We start from the raw sequence: 21,819 nt of genomic DNA, 5'->3' as shown, positions 1-21,819 counted from the left end.
GGTCGTCAGTGCCTGATCTCGTGCGACGTCGCGCCGCTCTCGATCTCCCTGTGCTCCTCGTGGCCGTTCCCGTGCTCCTCGACCGGAACGTCGTCGAAGGTCCAGGCGCGGTTGAGCCGCGAGCGCAGGTGCCCGAGCGGGCCCTTGGCGCCGGGCGCCGGGATCCCGGCGGCGTCGCGCGCCGGGGCCTCCGGCCGGGTGTTCTCCTTGGAGAGGATGACGACCTTCTCCTCCTCGCGCGGCGCCTCGTGCCGCTCGGAGAACCTGCCGTCCGGCGACATCATGATCACGCCGCTCTCCACGCCGTGCCCGATGGCGTCCGCGTCCTTGCGCTGCAGTCCCAGGCAGATGCGCTTGGTGATGACGAACGCCAGGAACGGCCCGACGAAGAACACCACCCGGAAGAACCACGTCGTCGCGAACAGCGAGACGTGGAACCTCTCCGCGAGGACGTCGTTCGCGCCGGCGAGCCACAGCAGGCCGTAGAAGGTGACCGCCGCCATGCCGGTCGCCGTGCGGACCGGGGCGTTGCGCGGCCGGGTGTTGACGTGGTGGTGCCGCTTGTCGCCGGTCACCCACTGCTCGACGAACGGCCAGGCCGCCGCGCCGCCGAACACGATGCCGAGCGGCACCAGCGCCGGGATCAGCACGTTGAGGCTCAGCGTGTGGCCCCAGGCGGTGATCTCCCAGTTCGGCATGATGCGCAGCGCCCCTTCGAGGACGCCCATGTACCAGTCGGGCTGGGAGCCCGAGGAGATCGCGCCGGGGTCGTACGGGCCGAACAGCCAGATCGGGTTGATCTGGGCGAACGCGCCGAGCAGCGCCAGGACGCCGAACGTGAACAGGAAGTAGGCGCCCGTCTTGGCCATGAAGACCGGGTAGAACGGGTAGCCGTACACCTGCTGCTCGGTCTGGTTCTTCACCGGCATCGCCGTGTGCTTCTGCACCCACATGATCATCATGTGCGCGGTGACCATGCCGAGGATCAGCCCCGGGATCAGCAGGATGTGCAGCACGTACAGGCGGGGCACGATGTCCTGGCCGGGGAACTCGCCGCCGAACAGGAACATGTAGATGTAGGTGCCGACGACCGGGATCGACTCGGCCACGCCCTGCGTGATGCGCAGCCCGGTACCGGAGAGCAGGTCGTCGGGCAGCGAGTACCCGAACAGGCCCTCCAGCATGCCGAGCGTGAACATGCCGATGCCGATCAGCCAGTTCAGCTCGCGCGGCTTGCGGTAGGCGCCGGTGAAGAACACCCGCAGCATGTGCGCCAGGATCGACGCCATGAACAGGATCGCGGCCCAGTGGTGGATCTGCCGCATCAGCAGGCCGCCGCGCACGTCGAAGCTGATGTGCAGCGTCGAGGCGTAGGCCTCCGACATCTTCACGCCCTGGAGCTTCGTGTACGAGCCGTCGTACACGACCTCCATCATGCTCGGCTTGAACCAGAACGTCAGGAACGTTCCGGTCAGCAGCAGGATGATGAAGGAGTACAGGGCGATCTCGCCCAGCATGAAGGACCAGTGGTCCGGAAAGACCTTCTTCATGTTCCGCTTGAAGAAGGTGGTGGAGCCGAGGCGGTCGTCGAGGAACGTCAGCGGAGCCTCGACCGCCTTCGGAGCTGTCGCCTCGCTCATCCGCGCTCCCAGAAGCTCGGGCCGACCGGTTCGTGGTAGTCGCTCGTCGCGACGATGTACCCGTCCTCGACGGCCAGCGGCAGCTGCGGCAGCGGCCGGGCGGCCGGGCCGAAGATGACCTTCGCCGCGTCGGTGGCGTCGAACGTGGACTGGTGGCACGGGCACAGGATGTGGTGCGTGGTCTGCTCGTACAGGGCCGCGGGGCAGCCGACGTGCGTGCACACCTTGGAGTAGGCGACGATCCCGTTGATGTGCCAGTTCTCCCGGCCCTTGGCCGGCTTGAACTGCTCCTGCGGGACGTTGATCAGGATCGTGACGGCCTTGGCGTTCTGCGTCAGCACCTGCTCCTCGGGAACGTCGTGCTCGATCCCCTCCGGCAGCACGGTGATCATGCTGCCGGGCGTGGAGAAGTCGCTGACCCGCAGCGGCCTGTTGGTGCCGTCCACCACCAGGCGGACGCCCTTCTTGCCCTCCGCCTGCGCCTTCTTGACGGCCTCGCCCCAGAAGGTGTGGCGGAGCCGCTTCTCCGGCAGCGGGCCGAGGTCGCGCAGCAGCACCAGCGGGGCCAGCCCGAGCGGCGCGGCGGCGAGCAGCAGCGTGCGGCGCAGCAGCGGCCGCTTGGTGATGCCGCTGTCCTCGGCGCCCTCCAGGAAGTCCTCGGTGAAGCCGGCCCTGGTCTCCTCGTCGGCGGCCATCTCGTGCCGCTCCTGGACGATGGGCTTGCTGGTCATCAGCCGGCGCACCCAGATGGTGACGCCGATCGCCATCGCGAGGAACGACAGGGCCATCGTCCCGCCGAGCCAGAAGTTGGACTCGCGGGCGCGCACCACGCCGTGCATGCCGCCGTCGCGGCCGCTCCAGCCGATGAAGTAGGCGATGAACGCCACGCTCGCGGCGAACGCGATCAGGAAGAGCGTCGCGACGATCCGCTCGGCGCGCTTGGCCGACTCCTCGTCGAGCTGCTCCCCCACGCCCGCGGGCGCCGAGATGTCGTCCTCGGCGAGGAGCGCCTTCTCCCTCGCCGGGGACGGCGTGCCGATCACGCGTTCGCGCCGGCCGCCGTCCTCCTCGCCGGAGCCGGGGCGGCCCGCGGTGTCCTTGTTGTCGTCGCTCATGACTTCTTCAGCTTCTTCGGCTTCTTCGCGGTGATCCACATGGCCGCCAGGACCAGCAGGCCGATCCCGACCAGCCACCCGGCCAGGCCCTCGCTCACCGGGCCGATCCGGCCGAGGCCGTTGCCGCCCGGGTTCGGCTCCTCGCGCGTCTGGACCAGGTAGGCGATGATCGCCTGCTTGTCCTTCGGCGTGAGCGTGGTGTCGTTGAACACCGGCATCGCCTGCGGGCCGGTCAGCATGGCCTCGTACATCTGGGTGGGCGTGACGTCGTCCCCGGACAGCGGGGGTGCGTACTTGCCGCCGGTCAGGGCGCCGCCCTGGCCGGTGAAGTTGTGGCACTGGGCGCAGTTGGTGCGGAACAGCTTCCCGCCGAGCGCGACGTCGCCGGTCTCGGGGTCGACGGCCGACGCCGGGGGGACCTCGGGGCCGCCGCCGAGCGAGGCGACGTAGGCGCGCAGGTCGGCGAGGTTCTTCTCCGCCTCCGCCTTCTGCCGCTCGGCCTCCGCCCGCTCCTTCGGGTCCTCGTAGTCGGTCTTGATCGAGGTGTTGAAGGCGGGGACCGGCTCCTTGCGCGGAATCTGCGCGCCAGGGTTCGCCGCGGGCATGCGGCCCGTGCTGACCTGGAAGTCGACGGCCGCGGCGCCCACGCCGATGAGGCTGGGGGCGACCGGGTTGCCCTTGGCGTCCTTGGTGCCCTCACCGTTCAGCCCGTGGCAGCTCGCGCAGTTCTTGTTGAACAGCTCCTGGCCGTGCTTCAAGTCCTGCGCCGCCTGGGCGGCGCCCTGCGCCTCGGCGCGGTCGGTATTCGGCGAGAAGCCGGCGTAGATCACGCCGATCGCCGCCAGGGCCGCCAGCACGACGGCGTAGCCCGCCCACGGGCGCCGTCGCCATGCGGTGATCCTTTTCACGGAAATCCCCGTTCGGGTCATGTCGTGTCGGTCGGGTGGGTCAGAGGTCGAGCAGGTAAACGACCGAGAACAGGCCGATCCACACCACGTCGACGAAGTGCCAGTAGTAGGAGACGACGATCGCGCTCGTCGCCTGCTCGTGCGTCCACCTCTTGGCGGCGTAGGTGCGCCCGAGGAGGAACAGGAAGGCGACGAGGCCGCCGATGACGTGCAGGCCGTGGAACCCGGTGGCCAGGTAGAAGACCGAGCCGTAGGCCGAGGACGAGAAGGTCAGGCCGTCGTGGACGACCAGGTTGTAGTACTCGAACCCCTGCCCTGCGACGAAGTAGGCGCCCATGAGGAACGAGAGCACATACCACTCCCGCAGTCCCCAGCGCCTCCAGTTCAGCAGCGCGCCGTCGCGGCCGACCTTTCCGGCCTCGGCCTTGAACACGCCCATCTGGCAGGTCACCGAGGACAGCACCAGGATGGTCGTGTTGACGGCGGACAGCGGCAGGTCCAGCGGGGCGCCCGGCCACGCGTCGTGGCCGGACTGGCCGATCGTCACAGAGCGGATCGTGAAGAACATCGCGAACAGCGCCGCGAAGAACATCAGCTCGGACGACAGCCAAACGATCGTCCCCACGCTGACCAGATTGGGACGGTTCGCCCGTGCGTGAGGTGTTGTCTCTATCGCGGATGCTGTCACGGGCAGCATTATTGCGCCCCCATCCCGTGAGTGACGCATGACCCCCCTCCTAGAGTTCCCCGCGCGTGTCCGCGGGCGCCCGACCCGGTACCCTCACGTCCATGAGCAGCGCCCCGGAGACCCCGATGAGGGTCCTCGTCTACAGCGACGACGCGAACACCCGCGCACAGATCCGGATGGCGGTCGGCCGCCGCCCCGCCGCCGACCTCCCGAAGGTCGAGTTCGAGGAGTGCGCGACGCAGCCGGCCGTGGTCGAGCGGCTCGACCGCGGCGGCATCGACGTGCTGGTCGTGGACGGCGAGGCGCAGCCCGCGGGCGGCCTCGGCGTGTGCCGGCAGGCCAAGGACGAGGTGTACGACTGCCCGCCCGTCCTCGCGATCATCGGCCGCCGCGACGACGGCTGGCTCGCCACCTGGTCCCGGGCGGACGCGGTCGTGAGCCTGCCCATCGACCCGATGGCCCTCGCGAACGCGGTGGCCGGCCTGATGCGCCGGCGCCTGGAGAACCGCCTCCCGGCCCTGTAGCCGCAGGCCCTCGGCAGCAGCCAACCCGGACGATCCGCCCGACCCGGTAGGGACCCATGGACGCGCGCACCACCTGGCCCGCACTGCTCACCGCCCTCGTGTCGGGCGAATCGCTGTCCAGCGAGGAGACCTCCTGGGCCATGAACAGCATCATGGCCGGGGAGGCCACCGACGCGCAGATCGCGGGCTTCGCGGTCGCGCTGCGCGCCAAGGGCGAGACGGTGGAGGAGGTCACCGGCCTCGCCGAGGGCATGATGGACAACGCCACCCGCATCGCCGTGCCGGGGCCGATCGCCGACCTCGTCGGGACGGGCGGCGACCGCGCCCACACCGTCAACGTCTCCACGATGGCCGCGGTGGTCGCGGCGGCGGCGGGCGTCCGGGTCGTCAAGCACGGCAACCGGGCCGCGTCGTCCTCGTGCGGCGCCGCCGACCTGCTGGAGCACCTCGGCGTCGCCATCGACCTGCCTCCGGAGGCCACCGCGCGGGTCGCCGAGGAGGTCGGCATCACCTTCTGCTTCGCGCCGCTGTACCACCCGGCGCTCAAGTACGCCTCGCGCACCCGCAGCGAGCTCGGCACGCCCACGGTCTTCAACTTCCTCGGGCCGCTGACGAACCCGGCGCGTCCCGGCTCCCAGGCCGTCGGGGTGTTCCACCCGCGGATGGCGGGCGTGATGGCGGGCGTGTTCGCGGCGCGCGGCTGCTCGTCCCTGGTGTTCCGCGGCGACGACGGGCTGGACGAGCTGACCACGACCGGCACCTCGACGGTGTGGGTCGTCCGCGACGGGACGGCCACGGAGACGACGTTCGACCCGGCCGACCTCGGCATCCCGCCGGCGAAGCCGGAGGACCTGCGCGGCGCCGACGCGGCCTTCAACGGGCGGGTGGCGCGCGAGACGTTCGCCGGGCGGCCGGGGCCCGTCCGCGACATGGTCCTGCTGAACGCCGCCGCCCTCATCACCGCCTACGACGGCACGCCGGCCCCGGACGAGCTGACCGCGCGGCTGCGCGGCTCCTGCGAGCGCGCCGCCGCCGCGGTCGACTCCGGCTCCGCCGGCACCCTCCTGGACCGCTGGGTCGACGCCAGCCAGAGCCTCCGCCCCTGACTCCGACCCCAGCCACTGACCAGGGGGTCGCCCCCTGGGGAGATCACGCGACGCCGCGGGCTCCTGATGACAGGCGCTGGGCGATGTAGATCGGGACGACCGAGAGCACGATCAGGGCCGCCGCCAGGACGTTGACGACCGGCGCCTGGTTCGGGCGGAACAGGTTGCTGAAGATCCAGATCGGCAGGGTCTGCGCGCCCGGCCCGGCGGTGAACGTGGTCACGATGATCTCGTCGAAGGACAGCGCGAACGACAGCAGGCCGCCGGCGAGCATCGCCGAGCGCAGCGCCGGGAGCGTCACGTACCGGAACGTCTGGAACGTGTCGGCGCCGAGGTCGGCGGACGCCTCCTCCAGGCTGGTGCCGGTCCGCCGCAGCCGCGCGAGCACGTTGTTGTAGATGGTCACGACGCAGAACGTCGCGTGCCCGACGATGACGGTGAACAGGCCGAGGCCGATGCCGAGCGGCTGGAGCACGACCTGGAAGGCGTTGCTCAGCGCGATGCCGGTGACGATGCCGGGCAACGCGATCGGCAGGACGACCACCAGCGACACCGTCTCGCGCCCGAAGAACCGGTAGCGCGACACCGCGAACGCCGCCATCGTGCCGAGGACGAGGGCGATGGCCGTCGCGCCGAGCCCGGCCTTGACGCTGGTGAGGACGGCCTGCCGGGCGCCCTCGTTGTCCAGCGCCTGCGACCACCAGCGCCCGGTGATCCCGGTGGGCGGCCAGCCGAACGTCCGGTCGGCGTTGACGGAGTTGATCAGCACGACCAGCAGCGGCACGTAGATGACGGCGAGACCGAGGGCCATCAGGGCGCGCAGCGCGGCGCGCGCGGCCGGCGAGAAGATCATCACAGCTCCCTGAGCGCGCCGGTGCGGCGGGCCGCGGCGAGGTAGCCGAGCATCACCACCACCGGGATCGTGGCGACCGCGGCGGCGAACGGCAGGTTGTTGGCGGCGCCGATGTTGTCGTAGACGACGTTGCCGAGCAGCTGGCTCCGGCCGCCGACGATCTTCACGGTGATGTAGTCGCCGAGCGACAGCGAGAACGTGAAGATCGACCCGGCCACCAGCGACGGGAAGACCAGCGGCAGCATGACGGACCGGAACGTGCGCAGCGGCCGGGCGCCGAGGTCGCCGGACGCGTCCAGCAGCGAGTCCGGCAGCCGCTCCAGGCCCGTGTAGACGGGCAGGATCATGTACGGCAGCCAGAGGTAGGACAGGACGAGCACGGTCGCCGGGAGGCCGTATCCGGGGCTGGAGAGCCCGAACGGCCCGAGCACCTCGTCGACGAGGCCGCCCTGCGACAGCATCACCCGCCACGCGTAGGCCTTCACGAGGTAGGCGGCCCACAGCGGGGCCAGGATCGCGATCATCAGGTAGGGGCGGTGCCGCGGCTTGGCGACCTTGGCCATGTACAGCGCCATCGGGAAGCCGATCACGGCGTCGATGGCGGTCACGGCGACCGCGACGCCGAGGCTGCGCAGCGCGACCGTCCGGTAGACCGGCTCGTCCAGGAGGGTCTGGAAGTTGGCGAGGGTGAACTGCCGGACGACCTCGCCGGTGAAGACGTCGGTCGACCAGAACGCGGTCAGGAAGATCGCGGCGAGGGCGCCGAGGTAGACGACGACCAGCCAGGCGAGCGGCGCCGACAGCAGCAGCGACAGCCGCAGCCGCGGCCGGCGGTGCAGCAGGGCCGCCGCCCGGCGCCGGAGTGCCGGCGCCGGGCGGCCGTCCGCACCGCCCTTGCGGGCGGTGGCGGTCATCCCTTGATCGTGGTCCACGCCTGGGTCCACTTGGAGTAGTCGACGCACGTGACGTTCTTGCGCCCGTCGAGGCACTGCGCGATCGGCGTCGTCCAGAAGTGCACCTTGGAGAAGTAGGTCTCGTCGGTGGCGTGGAAGATCTTGCAGTGGTCCTTGGCCGCGGTCTCCCCGCAGGCCTTGGCGTTGGCCGGCGCCTCACCGAACCACTCGGCGACCTGCGCGTTCACCTTCGGCGAGACGATCCAGTCCAGCCACTTGTAGGCGCAGTTGGGGTGCTCGGCCTTCGCGCCGACCATCCAGGTGTCCGACCAGCCGGTGGAGCCCTCCTTGGGCAGCGTCACCTTGACCGGCGCCTTCTCGGCCTCGGCGAGGTTGGCGATGACCTGCCACGTCGTCCCGAGGACGGAGTCGCCGCTCTTGAACGCCTGGACCTCCTTGGTGTAGTCCGACCAGTACTCCCCGATCAGCCCCTTCTGGGTCTTCAGCAGCGCGACGGCCGCGTCGAACTGCTTCTGGTCGAGCGCGTACGGGTTCTTGATGCCGAGCTCGGGCTTGGTCGCCATCAGGTAGAGGGCGGCGTCGGCGATGTAGATGGGCGAGTCGTACGCGGTGACCTTGCCCTTGTACGGGGAGTTCGCGTCGAACACCGCGCCCCACGAGTCGGGCGCGGTCTTGACCTTGTCCGTGCGCCACATCAGCAGGTTGGCGCCCCGGCCATGCGGGATGCCGTAGGAGACGCCGTTGACCGAGTTCCACGGCTTCATCTTCAGACCCGCGAAGACGTCGGCGTAGTTCGGGACGAGCTTGGTGTTCACGGGCGCGACCGTGCCGGAGGCGATCAGCCGCAGGGAGGCGTCGCCGGAGGCGGAGACCGCGTCGTACTGGCCGGTCTTCATCAGCGTCACCATCTCGTCGGACGTCCCGGCGACCTTGGTGTTGACCTTGCAGCCGGTCTGCTTCTCGAACGGGGTGACCCAGTCCACCTTCGGGTCGTTCGAGCCGTCCTCGGCGTAGCCGGCCCAGGCGACCAGGTTGACCTGGCCCTCACCCTCGCCGAGCGACTGCTGCATCGGGACCTTGGGGACGGTGAAGCCGCCCTGCCCGGAACCGCTCGCCTTGTCGCCCGAGTCGCCGCCGCAGGCGGCGGCCGTCAGTCCGATCGCCAGCGTCGCCGCGGCGGCGAGCGCCATGCGCGTGGACCACATGGGGAACTCCTTATTTGGGGGGATTTGGAGGTTCTTGCAGGTGAATCAGGAAGCGGGCGCCGGCACGGTGCCGGCGCCCGACACGTGGAACTCGTGCGCCTCATGCCAGCCGACGCGGACGCGCGCGCCGCGGTGGCCCATCACGTCCATGGAGGAGGTGCGCAGGTTCTGCTGGAGCGCCGTGACCCGGTCCCCCGACTCCAGGTCGATGACGAACCGGGTCACGGCGCCCGCGTAGACGACCTCGGCGACGGTGCCGAACGCCTCCCGGTCCCCCGTGCCCGGCCCGCCCGGCAGCTCCGGCCCGCCGTCCGCGAGGCCGACGTGGATCTTCTCCGGCCGGACGCAGACGTCGCCGATGCGGTTGGACGTCCCGACGAAGCCCGCCACGAACTCGGTGGCGGGACGCTCGTAGACCTCGGCGGGGGTGCCGACCTGCTGGATCCGGCCGCGGTCGAGGACCGCGACACGGTCGCTGAGGGTCAGCGCCTCCTCCTGGTCGTGGGTGACGAACACGAACGTGATGCCGGCCCGCCGCTGGATGCTCTTCAGCTCGACCTGCATCTCCTCGCGCAGCTTCAGGTCGAGCGCGCCGAGCGGCTCGTCCAGAAGCAGCACCTTCGGCTCGTTCACCAGCGCGCGGGCGAGCGCGACCCGCTGGCGCTGGCCGCCCGACAGCTCGGCGGGACGGCGCGACCCCATGCCGCCGAGCCGGACGCTGTGCAGCGCCTCCAGCGCCCGTTCACGGCGCCTGGCCTTCGGCACCCGCCGCACCTTGAGGCCGTACTCGACGTTGCGGAGCACGTCCAGGTGCGGGAAGAGCGCGTAGTCCTGGAACACGGTGTTGACGTCGCGGTCGAACGGGGCGAGCCCCGTCACGTCCGCTCCGCCGAGCTCGATCGTCCCGGCGGTGGGCCGCTCGAAACCCGCGATGAGCCGTAGCACGGTCGTCTTCCCCGACCCCGACGGGCCGAGCATCGAGAAGAACTCGCCGTCCCCGATGTCGAGGTCGACGCCCGCCACCGCCTCGACGGCACCGAAGGTCTTGCGCAGATCGCGGATCCTCACCGCTGAAGCCGGCATGTCGGAAAACATATGGAGTCATAGGTTTAAGTTCAAGTGATGTTCCGGTATCACTGTGTGAATACCGGGAGGGGGCCCATGGACGGCGCGCACCTTGTCGTGTTCGCTCCCGTCGACAACACCGCACGGGTGCACGCGGTCGTACGGCGGCTCACCGACGCGATCGGGCTCGGCCTGCTCGGGGACGGCGAGCAGCTGCCGAGCGAGACCGACCTAGCGGCCTATCTCGGTGTATCAACGGTCACACTACGCGAAGCACTGATGGCCTTGCGTCAGCAGGGGCTCATCGAGACGCGCCGGGGGCGGGGCGGCGGCAGCTTCGTCCAGGCCCCTGCCAGGCCCTTCGACCTCGCGGAGAGGCTGCGTTCGCTCAGCGCTGAAGAGCTCCGCGACCTCGGCGACCACTACGCCGCGATCGCCGGGGCCGCCGCCCGCCTGGCCGCCGCCCGCTCGCTGCCCGGCGACGTCCGGCGGCTGCGCCGCACCCTGGACGAGATGGCGGGCACCGGGTCCGGCGACGGCATGTGCCGGCTGGACGGCCGGCTGCACCTGGAGATCGCGGCCGCGTCCCAGTCGGGCCGGCTCACCCGCGAGGAGATCCGGCTGCAGGCCGAGATCGGGCCGCTGGTCTGGGCCGTGCACGACCTGCCGGACCTGCGCGGCCGCGTCGACGCCGACCACGCCGGCCTCGTGGCCGCCATCGAGGGCGCCGACGAGGCCCGTGCCCGCGATGTAGCTGAAAGTCACGTCTTGAATGCGGTAGAACGTCTGATTGAACGACGGCTCGCACTCTGACCCCGAGGGGGACCCATGCCCGCCGAGCCACCGGCGATCGGCGCGGCGGCGGCACACGTCCGCGCGACCCTGGACGGCGTCTTCGAGACCGTGACCCACGTGCGCGACGCGACGGCCCGCTGCCTGGAGGACGTCCGGCGCACCGGCCGCGCCCCCGTCCGCGCCGACCTCGCCGAGCTGCGCCCGCTGCTGGCCGCGCACCTCGGGCTGCTCATCTGCGGCCTCGGCTTCATCGCCTCGCCCCATCTGCTCGCCGACGCCGCCTGGTACCTGGAGTGGTGGCAGACCGGCCCCTCGGGCGACCCCTCGCAGCTGCTGCGCGACCTGAACCCCGAGAGCAACGCCCTGTACGACTACACCGAGTGGGAGTGGTTCACCGGCCCGGAGAGCGGCGCCGAGCGGACCGTCTGCGGCCCCTACGTCGACTACCTGTGCAGCGACGAGTACGTCCTCACCCTGTCGGCGCCCGTGCACGTCGCGGGCGCGTTCGTCGGCGTCGCCGCGGCCGACGTGTTCGCCCGGACGTTCGAGAACGAGGTCGTCCCCGCGCTGCGCGAGATCCCCGCGCCCGCGTTCGTCGTCAACGCCCCCGGCCGCGTGATGGCGTCCAACACCGCGAGCTGGCCGCCCGGAGCCGTCTACCGGGAGAGCCCCGGCTACGCGGCCCGCCCGTGCAGCGCCGACGGCGTCGGACTCGTGATCGGGCGGTGAGCCGGCGGCGCGGCGCCGGCTAGTCGGCGTCGGGCAGGCCGAGGGAGAAGGCCTGCTCCAGGTCGTGCTGGGAGTAGGTGCGGAACGCGACGTGCGTCTCGGTGCCGACGATGCCGGGTACCTTGTTCAGCCGGCCCGGGATGATGTCGTTCAGCTCCTCGTGGCGGCGCACCCGGACCATCGCCATGAGGTCGTGGTCGCCGGTGATGGAGTAGACCTCGCTGACGCCGTCCAGCGCGGCGATCGTCTCGGCCACCTCGTGGATGCGCGCGACGTCGGCCTTGACGAACACGATCGCAGTGACCACTGCACCCTCCCTGGAGATCGGACCCTCCGACCCTACCGGGGGCGCGCCGCCGGTCAGCCGCGGCTGAGCGCGGCCAGGCGGCGGGCCGGGCCGGCGCGGCGGGCGAGGAGCGCGAACACCAGGCCGGCCACGAACCCGTAGATGTGCGCGGTGTAGGCGACGTTGCTCTCCTCGTCGCCCAGCGACAGCCACTGCAGGACGAACCAGTACCCGAGCACCACCCACACCGGCAGCCGGATGAAGATGATCGGCGGCACCCAGCTGACGACGCGCCCCCGCGGGTTGAGGATCACGTAGGCGCCCATCACCCCGGCGATCGCGCCGGACGCGCCGATCAGCGGGACGGTGGAGCCGGGCGAGGTCCACGCGAACCCGTAGACGGCGACGAGCCCGAACAGCAGGTAGCTGAGCAGGAAGCGCCATCGCCCGAGCCGGTCCTCGACGCCCATGCCCACGACGAACAGGAACACCAGGTTGCCCAGCAGGTGCAGCGCGCCGGAGTGCAGGAACATCGAGGTGAACGCCGCCGTCCAGGGCGCCTTGTCGTAGGACGCGGGCCCGCATTCCTGCACGACCTCCGACGGCAGGGGCTGCTTGTCGCCGGTGGTCAGCTCCTTCGGCACGGCGCCGTACTCGAAGGTGAAGTGCGTCGCCCTGCACTCGCGGACGGTGCCCCCGCCGTACCAGGCGGCGAAGTTGGACATCGGCGTGAGCAGGAAGACGACCACATTGACCGCGATCAGCAGGTACGTCACCCACGGGACGCGCCGGGCCGGCTGGCTGTCGTACAGAGGCAGTGCCACGTCGTCACCTTAGTGGGCGGCCGGCCCCGCGACGGGACGTGTCCCTCCGCTCGTAGCCGGTGTCGTAGGCCCGGTCGATCCACTCGCGCAGCCCCTCGGCGCCGTGCACGGGGCACGTCCACGGCCCATCGACCTCGACCAGACGGACGCCGGGCAGGTCGAGCCAGCGCAGCACGCACTCCATCTCCTCGGCGGTGGCGCCCGCCGACGGCGGCGCGCCGAGCGCGACGCCGCCGGGCGCCTCGCCCGACGGCGGGAACACCGTCTCGGCGGTCGCGATGAGCGCGTCGACGTAGGGGCGGGGGCGGGCGTGCGGCGGGACGGTCCCCGCCGCGGCGAGCCGGCCGTACCGCACGACCGACAGCTCCCACCCGCCGTCGAAGGCGGGGCGGGCCGCGACCAGCTCGGGGAGCCGGGCGAGCGCGGCGAGCCGCTGCCCGCGCGCGGCGGCGCGGACGAACGTGGCGAGCCGGTCGCGCTGGGCGGCGGCCTCCTCGTAGCGCAGCTCGGACGCGAGCCGGTCGATGCGGACCCGCGCGGCGGCCACCACGGGACGCACGTCGCCCTCCATGATCGCGCGGGCGGTCGCGGCGTGGACGGCGTAGGCGTCGGCGGACTCGCGGCCGTCGCACGGCGCGCCGCAGCGCCCGATCTCGGCGAGCGCGCACGCGCGCGTCCCCGCCGCCCCGGCTTTGCCGCGCTCGATCAGCCGGGGCGTCAGCCGCTGCGTGCACTGCCGCAGCGGGACGGCCTCGTGCAGCGCCGCGCGGGCCTCCTCGGCCTGCCGGCGCGAGGAGATCGGCCCGAGGTAGCGGGCGCCGTCGGCGCGGCACTCGCGGACGATGGACAGCCTGGGGAACGGCTCCACGGTCAGCTTGAGCCAGATCGCCCGCTCGGGGAACTTGGAGCGGCGGTTGTAGCGCGGCTTGTGCTCGGCGATGAGCCGCAGCTCGCGGACCTCGGCCTCCAGCCCGGTGGCGCACTCGATCGTGCGGACGTTCTCGGCGAGCCCGACCATCTCGCGGACCCGCCACCGCGTCTCGGACCCGGTGAAGTAGCTGCGCACCCGCGAGCGCAGGTCGCCGCTCTTGCCGACGTAGAGGACCTCGCCGGCGTGGTCCTCGAACAGGTAGACGCCCGGGGCTGACGGGACGTTGTCGGCGAGGTGGCGCTTGCGACGCTGCTCCGGCGTGGGGGCCTTCGCGAAGCCGCGCATCTCCTCCAGCGAGGTGACGCCGAACGAGCCGATCCGCTCGATGAGGCCGTGCAGCACCTCCACGGTGGCGCGGGCGTCGGCGAGGGCGCGGTGCGTCGGCTCGTTGGACGTCCGGAAGAAGCGGGCCAGCGTGCCGAGCTTGCAGTTGGGCACCTCGTCGCGCGACAGCACGCGCCGCGCCAGGTCGACCGTGTCGACGACGGGGAACGCGGGCCAGGCGTAGCCGTGCGCGGCGCAGGCGGCCTTGAGGAACCCGATGTCGAACGAGGCGTTGTGCGCGACGAGCACGCAGCCGCGCGCGAACTCCAGGAAGGCCGGCAGCACCGACTCGATCGGCGGGGCGGCCGTCACCATCGCCGTGGTGATGCCGGTCAGCGCGGTGATGAACGGCGGGACGGGCCCGCCCGGGTCGACCAGCGTGCCGAGCTCGCCGAGCTCCTCCCCGCCGCGCACCTTGACCGCGCCGATCTCGGTGATGGCCGAGTCGGCGGCCGAGCCGCCGGTGGTCTCCAGGTCGACCACGACAAAGGTGACCTCGTGCAGCGGGGTGCCGAGGTCGTCCAGGGTGCCCTGTACACCGGCCCCCTGAACGCCGTGCGCAGCCGTCATGAGCGCGACCGTAGAGGACCCCACCGACAGAACCTCGTGCCGCTAGGGTTGAGGTGCGCCGGCGCGTCACGCGTCCGCCCTGGTTAGGGCATTGGGTGCTCGGGAAACAGACAGGCCACCGGCGGCAGCCCGGAAGGAGCGGGATCATCGACAGCGGCCCCGAAGCGACGTCCGGCGGCGAGGTGCCCGCCGAGCCGGCGCGCCGCCCCGGCGGGGAGGCCCCCGAGCCGCCCGGAGACGAGCGGCTGCGCCGGCCGCTGCCCGAGGCCGTGCGGCAGGGCGTGATGGAGGTCGCCGCCGACCTGATCGGGACGCTCCCGCCGGAGGAGGTCCCCGCGCCGCTGCGCCGGTTCGCGCGGTTCGAGCGCCGCAAGCGCGCCAAGCTGGCGGGCCAGCACATCGCCGCGATGCTGGAGAAGGACGCGGGGTTCCGGCGGCGGGTCGCCGCGCCGCTGCGCGAGGCACAGGCCGATCTCGCCGAGGCGGTCGAGACCGGCGACGTGCCCCCGGCCGCCGACCCGGTGCGGGTCGCGGTGCTGGGCTACCTCCTGCGTCCGGCGGGCTGGACCAAGCTCGTGGAGGCCGCGCGCGAGGAGCTGGAGCGGTCCGCCACGGCGTCGGAGGAGGAGGCCGCCGAGCGCCGCGTCGCCGCGCTGAAGCAGGAGCTGGCCGCGGCCCGCGCCGCCCGCGGCGCCGAGCTGGACAAGCTCCGCGGGGAGCTGCGCGAGGTCAAGGCCGAGGTGGCGGAGCTGCGCCGCAAGCTGCACGAGGCGCGCACGCGGTTCCGGTCGGCGGAGGAGCGCGCGGACGCGGTCGCGGCGGAGGCCGGCCGCGAGCTGGCCGCCGCGCGCGAGTCGACCGCCGCGTCCGAGAAGGAGCTGCGCAGGCTGCGCGCCCGGACCGCGCAGGCGGAGGCCGCGGCCGAGGCGGCCAAGCGGGCGGCGCGCGAGGGGCGCAACGTCGACGACATGCGGCTGCGGATGCTCCTCGACGCGCTCGTGGACGCGGCGCAGGGCGTCCGCCGGGAGCTGGCCCTGCCCTCCACGATCGGCCGCCCCGCGGACGCGGTGGGCGGGCTGGAGCCGGACCGCCCGGCGCACCGCGCGCTGCCGGGCCGGGCGCTGTCCGACAACGACCCCCAGCTGCTGGACCGGCTGCTGACGCTGCCGCAGGTGCACCTGGTGGTGGACGGCTACAACGTCACCAAGACCGGGTACGGGGAGCTGCCGCTGTCGGACCAGCGCAGCCGGCTGCTGTCCGGGCTCGGCGGCCTCGCCGCGCAGACCCGGGCCGAGGTGACGTGCGTCTTCGACGGCGCGGAGCTGGACGCGCCGGTGGCGATCGCGGCGCCGCGCGGCGTCCGGGTGCTGTTCAGCCGCCCGGGGCAGACGGCGGACGAGCTGATCGGGGAGCTGGTGCGGGCGGAGCCGCCCGGCCGCTCGGTGGTCGTGGTGTCGTCCGACCGGGAGGTGGCCGACGCGGCGCGGCGCGCGGAGGCGCGGCCGTGCCCGTCCTCGCTGCTGCTGCGCAGGCTGGGCCGGTCATAAGGTCCCCATAAGCCTCTCATAAGGGAAACCTCGCACTAAGTGATCATGACGTCACGAAAAGTGGACAGTCTTCGCAGATGTCAATCAAAGAGTGACGAATCGGTTGTGACGGCTGTTGCCCGTCGCTAATGTCGTCCGCTGACGTCGTCGACGAGAGGGGCGAGACCGACCGTGGCCAATGATCTCATCGGGGTACCAGCGCGCGGGCGTGACCGGAGGGGCGGCCCGGCGATCCGCGGCGCCTCCCGCCGCCTGGCGGCCGTCGCCTGCCTCACCGTGACGGCCTCCCTGACCTTCGCCCCGGTGGTGGCGCACGCGGAACCGAAGCCGACCCGGGCGCAGGTCCAGAAGAAGCTCGACAAGCTCGCCGAGCAGATGGACCACAAGGTCGAGGAGTTCAACCAGCTCAACGAGAAGCTGAAGATCGCCAAGAAGAAGTACGAGAGCGCGAGCAAGGCGAGCAGGCAGGAGCAGGCCGCCTTCGAGGAGCAGCGCTCGGCGATCGCCAAGATGGCCGCCGCCGCGTACAAGAACGGCGACTCCGCGGACGTGACCGGCTTCGTCGGCAGCAACGACCCGCAGGCCATTCTCGACCAGGCGGCCGTCTTCTCGCACCTGTCGCAGGAGCGCAGCTCCCAGCTCACCCAGTTCCTCGCCACCGCCCAGCGGCTGCGCCGCGAGGAGTCGCAGGCCAAGACGGCCTATGACGACGTGAAGGCGAAGACCAAGGAGCTGCGGGAGCAGAAGAAGAAGCTCGACCGGGAGGTCGCGAAGCAGAAGGCGCTGCTGCGGCGGCTCGGCGGCGGAAGCTCCTCGGGCGGCGGTGGCGGCATCGGCGGCACCTACACCGGTCCCGCCAGCGGCTCGGCCCGCACGGCGCTCAACTTCGCCTACGCCCAGCTCGGCAAGCCCTACTCCTACGGGGCCGAGGGGCCGAACTCCTACGACTGCTCCGGCCTGACCATGAAGGCGTGGGGGGCCGCGGGCGTCAGCATCACCCGCACGACCAACTCCCAGTACGCGGCCACCAAGCGGGTCGCCAAGAGCAACCTCCAGCCGGGCGACCTGGTGTTCTTCAGCAGCCTCGGCCACGTCGGGCTGTACGTGGGCGGCGGCAAGATGATCCACGCTCCGCGCACCGGCAAGAACGTCGAGGTCGTGAGCATCACCTCGGGCTACTACCTGAGCAACTACTACGGCGCCGGGCGCCCCTGACCCGCGCCCTCCGGGCCCGCCACGGCGGCGATCCGGAGCCTCCACCGACAACGGACCGGGCTTGACCTGGTCCGTTGTTGATTTTGGGGGGGTTTGCCTTCTGTTGGGGCTTTGGTACCTTGTCACCACTCACGGCGCCCTCCAGGCGCCGTGGCCCCGGGGCGCTCACCAGGCGCTCCCGTCCCACGCGGCGCATCCAGCCGCCGCGTGACGGCGGCGCGAGCCACGCGTCGCTCCCCCCGAGGACGGCGCGCTCCACGCGTCGTCCGGCGGCACCCGAGAGTGCCGCGGCGGTCTCCACGCGAGACCCGGCCGTTCCCGTTCCCCCGTGCGCACGCCCGCAGCGTGCATGGCGCTGAGAGCGCTGCCACGGCGGGTGTCCACGGGCGGCCCCGGACGGCCCCCGGCGACGGGCCGCCGTCCGACGCACAACACAGGCGCCGCGCGTTCGCACGCGGGAGACAGGTCCCGCGCCGGGCCCCATCACGCCCCCAGGATCGCAGCGGCAGCGCCGAGTCCGCCCAGTGCGGAACCGGGGACCCACGCCGGCAGGGTCCGGGAACCGTCCCGGACGACGTCCGGCACCCGGGGTGAATCGGCGAGTCTCCTCCGGCCCCGTTCCGGTGGAGCCCGCCGTAGGGCCACTTCCACGCCCGAACCCGTCAGCTAACCCGGTAGGCGTCTGGAAGAAGCGAAGGAGTGAGTTCCGCAGCGTTACCTGGGCGTGGCCGCCCGTCGTGCGGCCACGCCCCATTTCCCCCTGCTCTCCGCGGGCACCCGCGCCCACGCGCGCGGACCGCGCCCGCAGCCCCCCATCCGAACCGGCGCGCCCGCCCCCGGGCGCGTCACCGCCGAATCCGCTGACCGCCGTGCCCCCATGCGCGGCCGGTGCGGAACCGGGGACCCATCACGTCCTCATCGGGGTGAATCGGCCTGCCCGCGGGCCGTAGGGCGGCTTCCACGCCCGAACCCGTCAGCTAACCCGGTAGGCGGCATGGAAGTCGAGGAGAACCCCCGCGTGCCAGGTGCACACCGCAAGAAGACCCCGGGCAGGCATCGCAAGGCGAGCCCCCTGCCCCTCACCTGGCGGACGACCGGCGGCCTCATCGTCGGCGCCGCCGTGCTCGGCACCGCCGCCGCCACCGCGCAGGCGTCGGTCCTGCCGTTCGGATCCGCCCCCGCCGCGTCCACCGCGGCGCACGCCCCCGGCAAGAAGCCCTCCGGCGGCTCGTCGAAGGACTCGTCCAAGGACGGGGCCCGGAAGGCCGCGAGGAACGACCCGGGGAAGGGCGCGCCGCGGAAGCCGGCCGCGAAGGCGCCCGGGAAGTCCTCCGGCAGGTCGCGGCCGACCGCCGCCGAAGCCATCGAGCTCGCACGCTCCCAGGTGGGCGTCGAGGAGGACGGCGGCGGCGAGACCAAGTTCCAGAAGTGGTACATGCGCACGGCGCGCGCGAAGGAGACGCTCGCGCGCGACGGCGGCTCCCTCTCCGCCTACGGCGACGCGAACTGGTGCGACATGTTCGTCTCCTGGGTGGGCGAGCAGATCGGCTTCCGCGACCAGATCGGCAGCGACGCCTGGACGGTCGCGCACGCCCGCTGGTTCCGGCAGCAGGGCCGCTGGGGCACCGAACCCCGTCCCGGCGCGATCGTCTTCTACGCCTGGGACGGCGGCAAGGACGTCACCGACATCCGGCACGTCGGCATGGTGATCAAGAAGATCGACGACCGGACCATCGAGGCGGTCGAGGGCAACACCGGCAACGCCGTACAGGTCAAGAAGCGGTCGGCCGACGACGTCGTCGGCTACGGCTACCCCGCCTACCGGTCCTGATGGCACGGCCCTGACCACCGGCTGCATAGGATCGCCCGCGTGGAGGAGCGTGCCGTGCGGACCAGGCCCGTGACGCGCCGCAGGGCCCTCGCCCTGGGCGCGAGCGGGGCCGCCGTGATGCTCGCCGGGGGCGCCGGGCTGCTCGTCCCGCCCACCGGCGAGACGAGGCGCGCCGATCCGTCCGGTGCCGGGGCCTCCGGCGCGGCCGCCGCGATCGACCCGGACGCGGCCGCCGCCGTCCTCGCCAACCGCGCCCGGGCCGTGCGCGACGGCGACCGCATGGCCTTCCTCGCCACCGTCGGCGACGCGCCCGCCGAGTTCCAGGCCGCCCAGTCGCGGATGTACGACAACCTCCGGGCGCTTCCGCTGGCGGGATGGCGGGAGCGCGTCGTCGGCACGCAGGCCGTGGACGAGGAGCACGCCGTCGTCCGCGTCGAGGTGCGCTACCGGCTGCGCGGCTTCGACCGCGGCGAGGTGGCCCGCACCCGCTACCTCGCGCTGGCCCCGCGCGGGGGGACGTGGACGATCGCCGGCGACGGGACGTCCCGCGGGCTGACCGACGACGCCGACATCTGGGACGCGGGCCCGCTGGCCGTCGCCCGGGGCCGGGCCGCCCTCGTCATCGGAGACGCCGCCGGCCTGCGCGGCATCGCGGCCCGGCTGGACGCCGCCGTGCCGGACGTCACCGGCGTGGTCGGCATGGGCTGGGCACGGCGGGTGGTCGCGCTCGTCCCCGCCGACCCGGGCCTGGCCTCCGCGCTCGCCGGCCCCGGGCAGAGCCTCGGCCAGATCGCGGCCCTCGCCACCGTCGCCCCGGCGCCCTCGTCCGGGGGCCGCGGCGAGGACCGCATCGTCGTCTCCCCCGCCACCTTCGGCAGGCTCAACGACCTCGGCCGCACGGTCGTCCTGACGCACGAGCTGACCCACGTCGCCACCGGCGGCGCCCGCGACCGCAGCACGCCGCTGTGGCTCATCGAGGGCTTCGCGGACTACGTCGGCTACCGGCAGGTCAAGATCGGCGTCCGCGCGGCGGCCGGCGAGTTGCGCCGCGAGGTCGCCGCCGGGCGGGTGCCCGCCGCCCTGCCCGGGGCCGCCGCCTTCTCCAGCGGGTCCCCGCGCCTCTCCCAGGCCTACCAGGAGGCCTGGCTCGCCTGCCGGATGGTCGCCGGCCGGTACGGTGAGGCGACGCTCGTGCGGCTCTACCGGGCCGCCGGGCGCGCCCCGGAGGCCGCCGCGCTGCGGGACGTGCTCGGCCTCACCCGGGAGCGCTTCACCGGCATGTGGCGCGACTACGTGAAGAAGGAGCTCACGTGAGCGATACGGAGACCGGCGAGGGCGCCGCGCGCGAGAGCCGGGCCGCCGGCACCGGCGTACCGGACGGCTCCCGCCGGCCCCGGATCGCCGCGGCCGTCGCCGGCGGCGTCCTGTTCGCGGCGGTCGCCGCCGTCCTCGCGCTGACGACGCCCTGGAACCCGCTGCCGGGAGAGGTCCCCGGCGGGCACGTCGGGGCCGACCCGGCGCTGGACTTCACCTCCGCCGAGATCGCCCGCTCGAAGGCGTTCGACTCGGCCGTCAACCCGCCCGCCTACGCCGGGCTGGTCACCGGCCTCGCGGTGATCCTCGTCCTCGGCCTCACCCCGCTGGGCGCCCGGTTCATCGGATGGGCCACCTCCCGCACCGGCCGGCGGCCGATGCGCATCATCATCGCCGCCGCCGCGGTCGCCACCCTGCTGCGCGTCGCCGGGCTGCCCTTCGACGTCTGGCGGGAGTCGGTGCTGCGCCGCTACGGGCTGTCCACGCAGAGCTGGCTCGCGTGGCTGGCGGACCAGCTGAAGTCCCTCGGCCTCACCTGGATCATCTACACGGTCGCCCTGCTGCTGCTGTACGCGCTGATCCGCCGCTTCCCGCGCTACTGGTGGACGGGCGCCGCCGCGGGCGGGTTCCTCCTCGTGGTCCTGGTGTCGTTCATCTACCCGGTCGCCGTCGAGCCGGTGTTCAACAAGTTCCACTCGCTGCCGCAGGGGCAACTGCGCACCGAGCTGCTGGCCATGGCCGAGCGGGACGGCGTGCCCGTGAAGGACGTCCTCGTCGCGGACGCCTCCCGCCGGACCACGTCCCTGAACGCCTACGTGTCCGGGTTCGGCTCCACCCGGCGCATCGTCCTGTACGACACGCTGCTGAAGTCGCCGCCCGCGCGGATCGAGTCGATCGTCGGGCACGAGCTGGGCCACGCCAAGCGCGACGACGTCCTGCACGGCACGCTGGTGGGCGCGCTGGGCATCGCCGGGGCGCTGTGCGTCCTGTACCTCCTGATGACCTCTCCGCGCCTCCTGCGGCGCGCCGGACTCGATCCCGGCGGCGAGGCCGGGGCCGCCGGTCCGGGAGACGCGTCCGGCTCCCCCGGCGGGGCGGCGGACCCGAGGTCCATCGCACTGCTCCTCGCCCTCGTGACGGTGGGGACGCACCTCGCCGCCCCCGTCCAGAACCTCGTGAGCCGCCACATCGAGGCGCGGGCCGACGTGCACGCCCTGGACCTCACCCGCGATCCGTCGACGTTCGTGTCGATGCAGCACGAGCTGTCCGTGCGCAACATCTCCGATCTGAGCCCGGACGGCCTGGAGTACCTGCTCTGGCTCACGCACCCCTCCGGCCCCGACCGGATCGCCATGGCGCGGGACTGGTCGCGCATCCACCGCGTCCAGGTCCCGCCGCCCCTGCGTTAGGGAGACACGGCGTTGACGGGACGCCG

Annotated in this window: 20 protein-coding genes and 2 riboswitches; of the genes, 9 read left to right on the top strand and 11 right to left on the bottom strand. The window is 72.6% G+C overall.

Annotated elements, in window-relative coordinates:
• Positions 1–5: 5 nt before the first annotated feature.
• Genes ABGB11_RS06705 through ABGB11_RS06690 form a run of 4 tightly spaced genes read right to left on the bottom strand, consistent with a single transcriptional unit; the run spans position 6 to position 4,360 of the window.
• A complete protein-coding gene (locus ABGB11_RS06705; protein ID WP_347629897.1) occupies positions 6–1,640 on the bottom strand; it encodes a ubiquinol-cytochrome c reductase cytochrome b subunit in 1,635 nt (544 codons plus the stop codon).
• Entirely contained in the window at positions 1,637–2,755 is a 1,119-nt protein-coding gene (locus tag ABGB11_RS06700; RefSeq protein WP_347629895.1) for a Rieske 2Fe-2S domain-containing protein, read from the bottom strand. Before ABGB11_RS06700 ends, ABGB11_RS06705 begins: the two co-directional genes overlap by 4 nt.
• Positions 2,752–3,663, bottom strand: a complete 912-nt coding sequence (locus ABGB11_RS06695) for a c-type cytochrome (RefSeq protein ID WP_347629893.1) — start codon at positions 3,661–3,663, stop codon at positions 2,752–2,754. The genes ABGB11_RS06700 and ABGB11_RS06695 overlap by 4 nt, the downstream gene beginning before the upstream one ends.
• A gap of 40 nt (positions 3,664–3,703) precedes the next feature.
• Positions 3,704–4,360, bottom strand: coding sequence for a heme-copper oxidase subunit III (locus ABGB11_RS06690; protein WP_347629891.1), 657 nt, complete (start codon positions 4,358–4,360; stop codon positions 3,704–3,706).
• Positions 4,361–4,452: 92 nt separating this feature from the next.
• Here ABGB11_RS06690 and ABGB11_RS06685 point away from each other — a divergent pair, with 92 nt between their 5' ends.
• Together ABGB11_RS06685 and trpD are read left to right on the top strand one after the other, a co-directional pair.
• Positions 4,453–4,875 (top strand): hypothetical protein, encoded by a 423-nt coding sequence (locus ABGB11_RS06685; RefSeq protein ID WP_347629889.1) that lies wholly within the window; start codon positions 4,453–4,455, stop codon positions 4,873–4,875.
• Positions 4,876–4,931: 56 nt separating this feature from the next.
• On the top strand, positions 4,932–5,981 hold the full coding sequence (trpD, locus tag ABGB11_RS06680) for an anthranilate phosphoribosyltransferase (RefSeq protein WP_347629887.1): 1,050 nt from the start codon (positions 4,932–4,934) through the stop codon (positions 5,979–5,981).
• 43 nt (positions 5,982–6,024) lie between these two features.
• On the opposite strand, the gene ABGB11_RS06675 is transcribed toward trpD, so the two are convergent.
• Genes ABGB11_RS06675 through ABGB11_RS06660 form a run of 4 tightly spaced genes read right to left on the bottom strand, consistent with a single transcriptional unit; the run spans position 6,025 to position 10,036 of the window.
• On the bottom strand, positions 6,025–6,834 hold the full coding sequence (locus ABGB11_RS06675; RefSeq protein ID WP_347629885.1) for an ABC transporter permease: 810 nt from the start codon (positions 6,832–6,834) through the stop codon (positions 6,025–6,027).
• The gene (locus ABGB11_RS06670) at positions 6,834–7,748 is read right to left on the bottom strand and encodes an ABC transporter permease (protein ID WP_347629883.1); all 915 of its coding nucleotides are present in this window, start codon (positions 7,746–7,748) and stop codon (positions 6,834–6,836) included. The genes ABGB11_RS06675 and ABGB11_RS06670 overlap by 1 nt, the downstream gene beginning before the upstream one ends.
• On the bottom strand, positions 7,745–8,953 hold the full coding sequence (locus tag ABGB11_RS06665; protein WP_347629881.1) for an ABC transporter substrate-binding protein: 1,209 nt from the start codon (positions 8,951–8,953) through the stop codon (positions 7,745–7,747). The genes ABGB11_RS06670 and ABGB11_RS06665 overlap by 4 nt, the downstream gene beginning before the upstream one ends.
• Before the next feature lie 45 nt (positions 8,954–8,998).
• The gene (locus ABGB11_RS06660; RefSeq protein WP_347629879.1) at positions 8,999–10,036 is read right to left on the bottom strand and encodes an ABC transporter ATP-binding protein; all 1,038 of its coding nucleotides are present in this window, start codon (positions 10,034–10,036) and stop codon (positions 8,999–9,001) included.
• Positions 10,037–10,114: 78 nt separating this feature from the next.
• On the opposite strand from ABGB11_RS06660, the gene ABGB11_RS06655 reads away from it, so the two are divergent.
• Positions 10,115–10,831: an FCD domain-containing protein gene (locus ABGB11_RS06655; RefSeq protein WP_347629877.1), complete on the top strand. Its 717-nt coding sequence runs from the start codon at positions 10,115–10,117 to the stop codon at positions 10,829–10,831.
• A 15-nt stretch (positions 10,832–10,846) separates the two neighbouring features.
• Positions 10,847–11,542, top strand: a complete 696-nt coding sequence (locus ABGB11_RS06650) for a hypothetical protein (protein ID WP_347629875.1) — start codon at positions 10,847–10,849, stop codon at positions 11,540–11,542.
• A 19-nt stretch (positions 11,543–11,561) separates the two neighbouring features.
• On the opposite strand, the gene ABGB11_RS06645 is transcribed toward ABGB11_RS06650, so the two are convergent.
• From ABGB11_RS06645 to ABGB11_RS06635, 3 genes are read right to left on the bottom strand one after another with little or no spacing between them, the layout of a single operon-like run.
• Positions 11,562–11,849 carry an Lrp/AsnC ligand binding domain-containing protein gene (locus ABGB11_RS06645; protein WP_021597607.1) on the bottom strand — a complete coding sequence of 96 codons (288 nt, stop codon included), beginning with the start codon at positions 11,847–11,849 and terminating at the stop codon, positions 11,562–11,564.
• Positions 11,850–11,902: 53 nt separating this feature from the next.
• Complete coding sequence (locus ABGB11_RS06640) at positions 11,903–12,652, bottom strand: rhomboid family intramembrane serine protease (protein WP_347629872.1); 750 nt, start codon at positions 12,650–12,652, stop codon at positions 11,903–11,905.
• 4 nt (positions 12,653–12,656) lie between these two features.
• Positions 12,657–14,477, bottom strand: coding sequence for a DEDD exonuclease domain-containing protein (locus ABGB11_RS06635; protein WP_347629870.1), 1,821 nt, complete (start codon positions 14,475–14,477; stop codon positions 12,657–12,659).
• 95 nt (positions 14,478–14,572) lie between these two features.
• Here ABGB11_RS06635 and ABGB11_RS06630 point away from each other — a divergent pair, with 95 nt between their 5' ends.
• The 5 genes from ABGB11_RS06630 (at position 14,573) to ABGB11_RS06610 (ending at position 21,793) form a co-directional block, all read left to right on the top strand.
• Positions 14,573–16,024 (top strand): NYN domain-containing protein, encoded by a 1,452-nt coding sequence (locus ABGB11_RS06630; protein WP_347629868.1) that lies wholly within the window; start codon positions 14,573–14,575, stop codon positions 16,022–16,024.
• Between the two features lie 171 nt (positions 16,025–16,195).
• Entirely contained in the window at positions 16,196–17,239 is a 1,044-nt protein-coding gene (locus tag ABGB11_RS06625) for an NlpC/P60 family protein (RefSeq protein ID WP_347629866.1), read from the top strand.
• Between the two features lie 499 nt (positions 17,240–17,738).
• Positions 17,739–17,935, top strand: a riboswitch (cyclic di-AMP (ydaO/yuaA leader).
• 159 nt (positions 17,936–18,094) lie between these two features.
• Positions 18,095–18,247, top strand: a riboswitch (cyclic di-AMP (ydaO/yuaA leader).
• A 10-nt stretch (positions 18,248–18,257) separates the two neighbouring features.
• Entirely contained in the window at positions 18,258–19,070 is an 813-nt protein-coding gene (locus ABGB11_RS06620; protein WP_347629864.1) for a CHAP domain-containing protein, read from the top strand.
• 39 nt (positions 19,071–19,109) lie between these two features.
• Positions 19,110–20,384 carry a hypothetical protein gene (locus tag ABGB11_RS06615; RefSeq protein ID WP_347629862.1) on the top strand — a complete coding sequence of 425 codons (1,275 nt, stop codon included), beginning with the start codon at positions 19,110–19,112 and terminating at the stop codon, positions 20,382–20,384.
• A complete protein-coding gene (locus ABGB11_RS06610; RefSeq protein ID WP_347629860.1) occupies positions 20,381–21,793 on the top strand; it encodes a M48 family metallopeptidase in 1,413 nt (470 codons plus the stop codon). The genes ABGB11_RS06615 and ABGB11_RS06610 overlap by 4 nt, the downstream gene beginning before the upstream one ends.
• Positions 21,794–21,819 lie beyond the last annotated feature (26 nt).

The organism is Actinomadura sp. B10D3 (genome assembly GCF_039871695.1).
In the GTDB taxonomy this organism is placed as follows: Bacteria; Actinomycetota; Actinomycetes; order Streptosporangiales; family Streptosporangiaceae; genus Spirillospora; species Spirillospora madurae.
Note: the sequence above shows the minus strand (reverse complement) of the source record. Positions and strands in the feature narration are given on the sequence as shown.

Bases quoted from the DNA above. Each gene is read 5' to 3' on its own strand.
- ABGB11_RS06655 (WP_347629877.1), top strand. From the start codon at position 10,115: ATGGACGGCGCGCACCTTGTCGTGTTCGCTCCCGTCGACAACACCGCA.
- trpD (WP_347629887.1), top strand. From the start codon at position 4,932: ATGGACGCGCGCACCACCTGGCCCGCACTGCTCACCGCCCTCGTGTCG.
- ABGB11_RS06635 (WP_347629870.1), bottom strand. From the start codon at position 14,477: ATGACGGCTGCGCACGGCGTTCAGGGGGCCGGTGTACAGGGCACCCTG.
- ABGB11_RS06665 (WP_347629881.1), bottom strand. From the start codon at position 8,953: ATGTGGTCCACGCGCATGGCGCTCGCCGCCGCGGCGACGCTGGCGATC.
- ABGB11_RS06670 (WP_347629883.1), bottom strand. From the start codon at position 7,748: ATGACCGCCACCGCCCGCAAGGGCGGTGCGGACGGCCGCCCGGCGCCG.
- ABGB11_RS06685 (WP_347629889.1), top strand. From the start codon at position 4,453: ATGAGCAGCGCCCCGGAGACCCCGATGAGGGTCCTCGTCTACAGCGAC.
- ABGB11_RS06690 (WP_347629891.1), bottom strand. From the start codon at position 4,360: ATGCTGCCCGTGACAGCATCCGCGATAGAGACAACACCTCACGCACGG.
- ABGB11_RS06705 (WP_347629897.1), bottom strand. From the start codon at position 1,640: ATGAGCGAGGCGACAGCTCCGAAGGCGGTCGAGGCTCCGCTGACGTTC.
- ABGB11_RS06700 (WP_347629895.1), bottom strand. From the start codon at position 2,755: ATGAGCGACGACAACAAGGACACCGCGGGCCGCCCCGGCTCCGGCGAG.
- ABGB11_RS06660 (WP_347629879.1), bottom strand. From the start codon at position 10,036: ATGCCGGCTTCAGCGGTGAGGATCCGCGATCTGCGCAAGACCTTCGGT.
- ABGB11_RS06675 (WP_347629885.1), bottom strand. From the start codon at position 6,834: ATGATCTTCTCGCCGGCCGCGCGCGCCGCGCTGCGCGCCCTGATGGCC.
- ABGB11_RS06650 (WP_347629875.1), top strand. From the start codon at position 10,847: ATGCCCGCCGAGCCACCGGCGATCGGCGCGGCGGCGGCACACGTCCGC.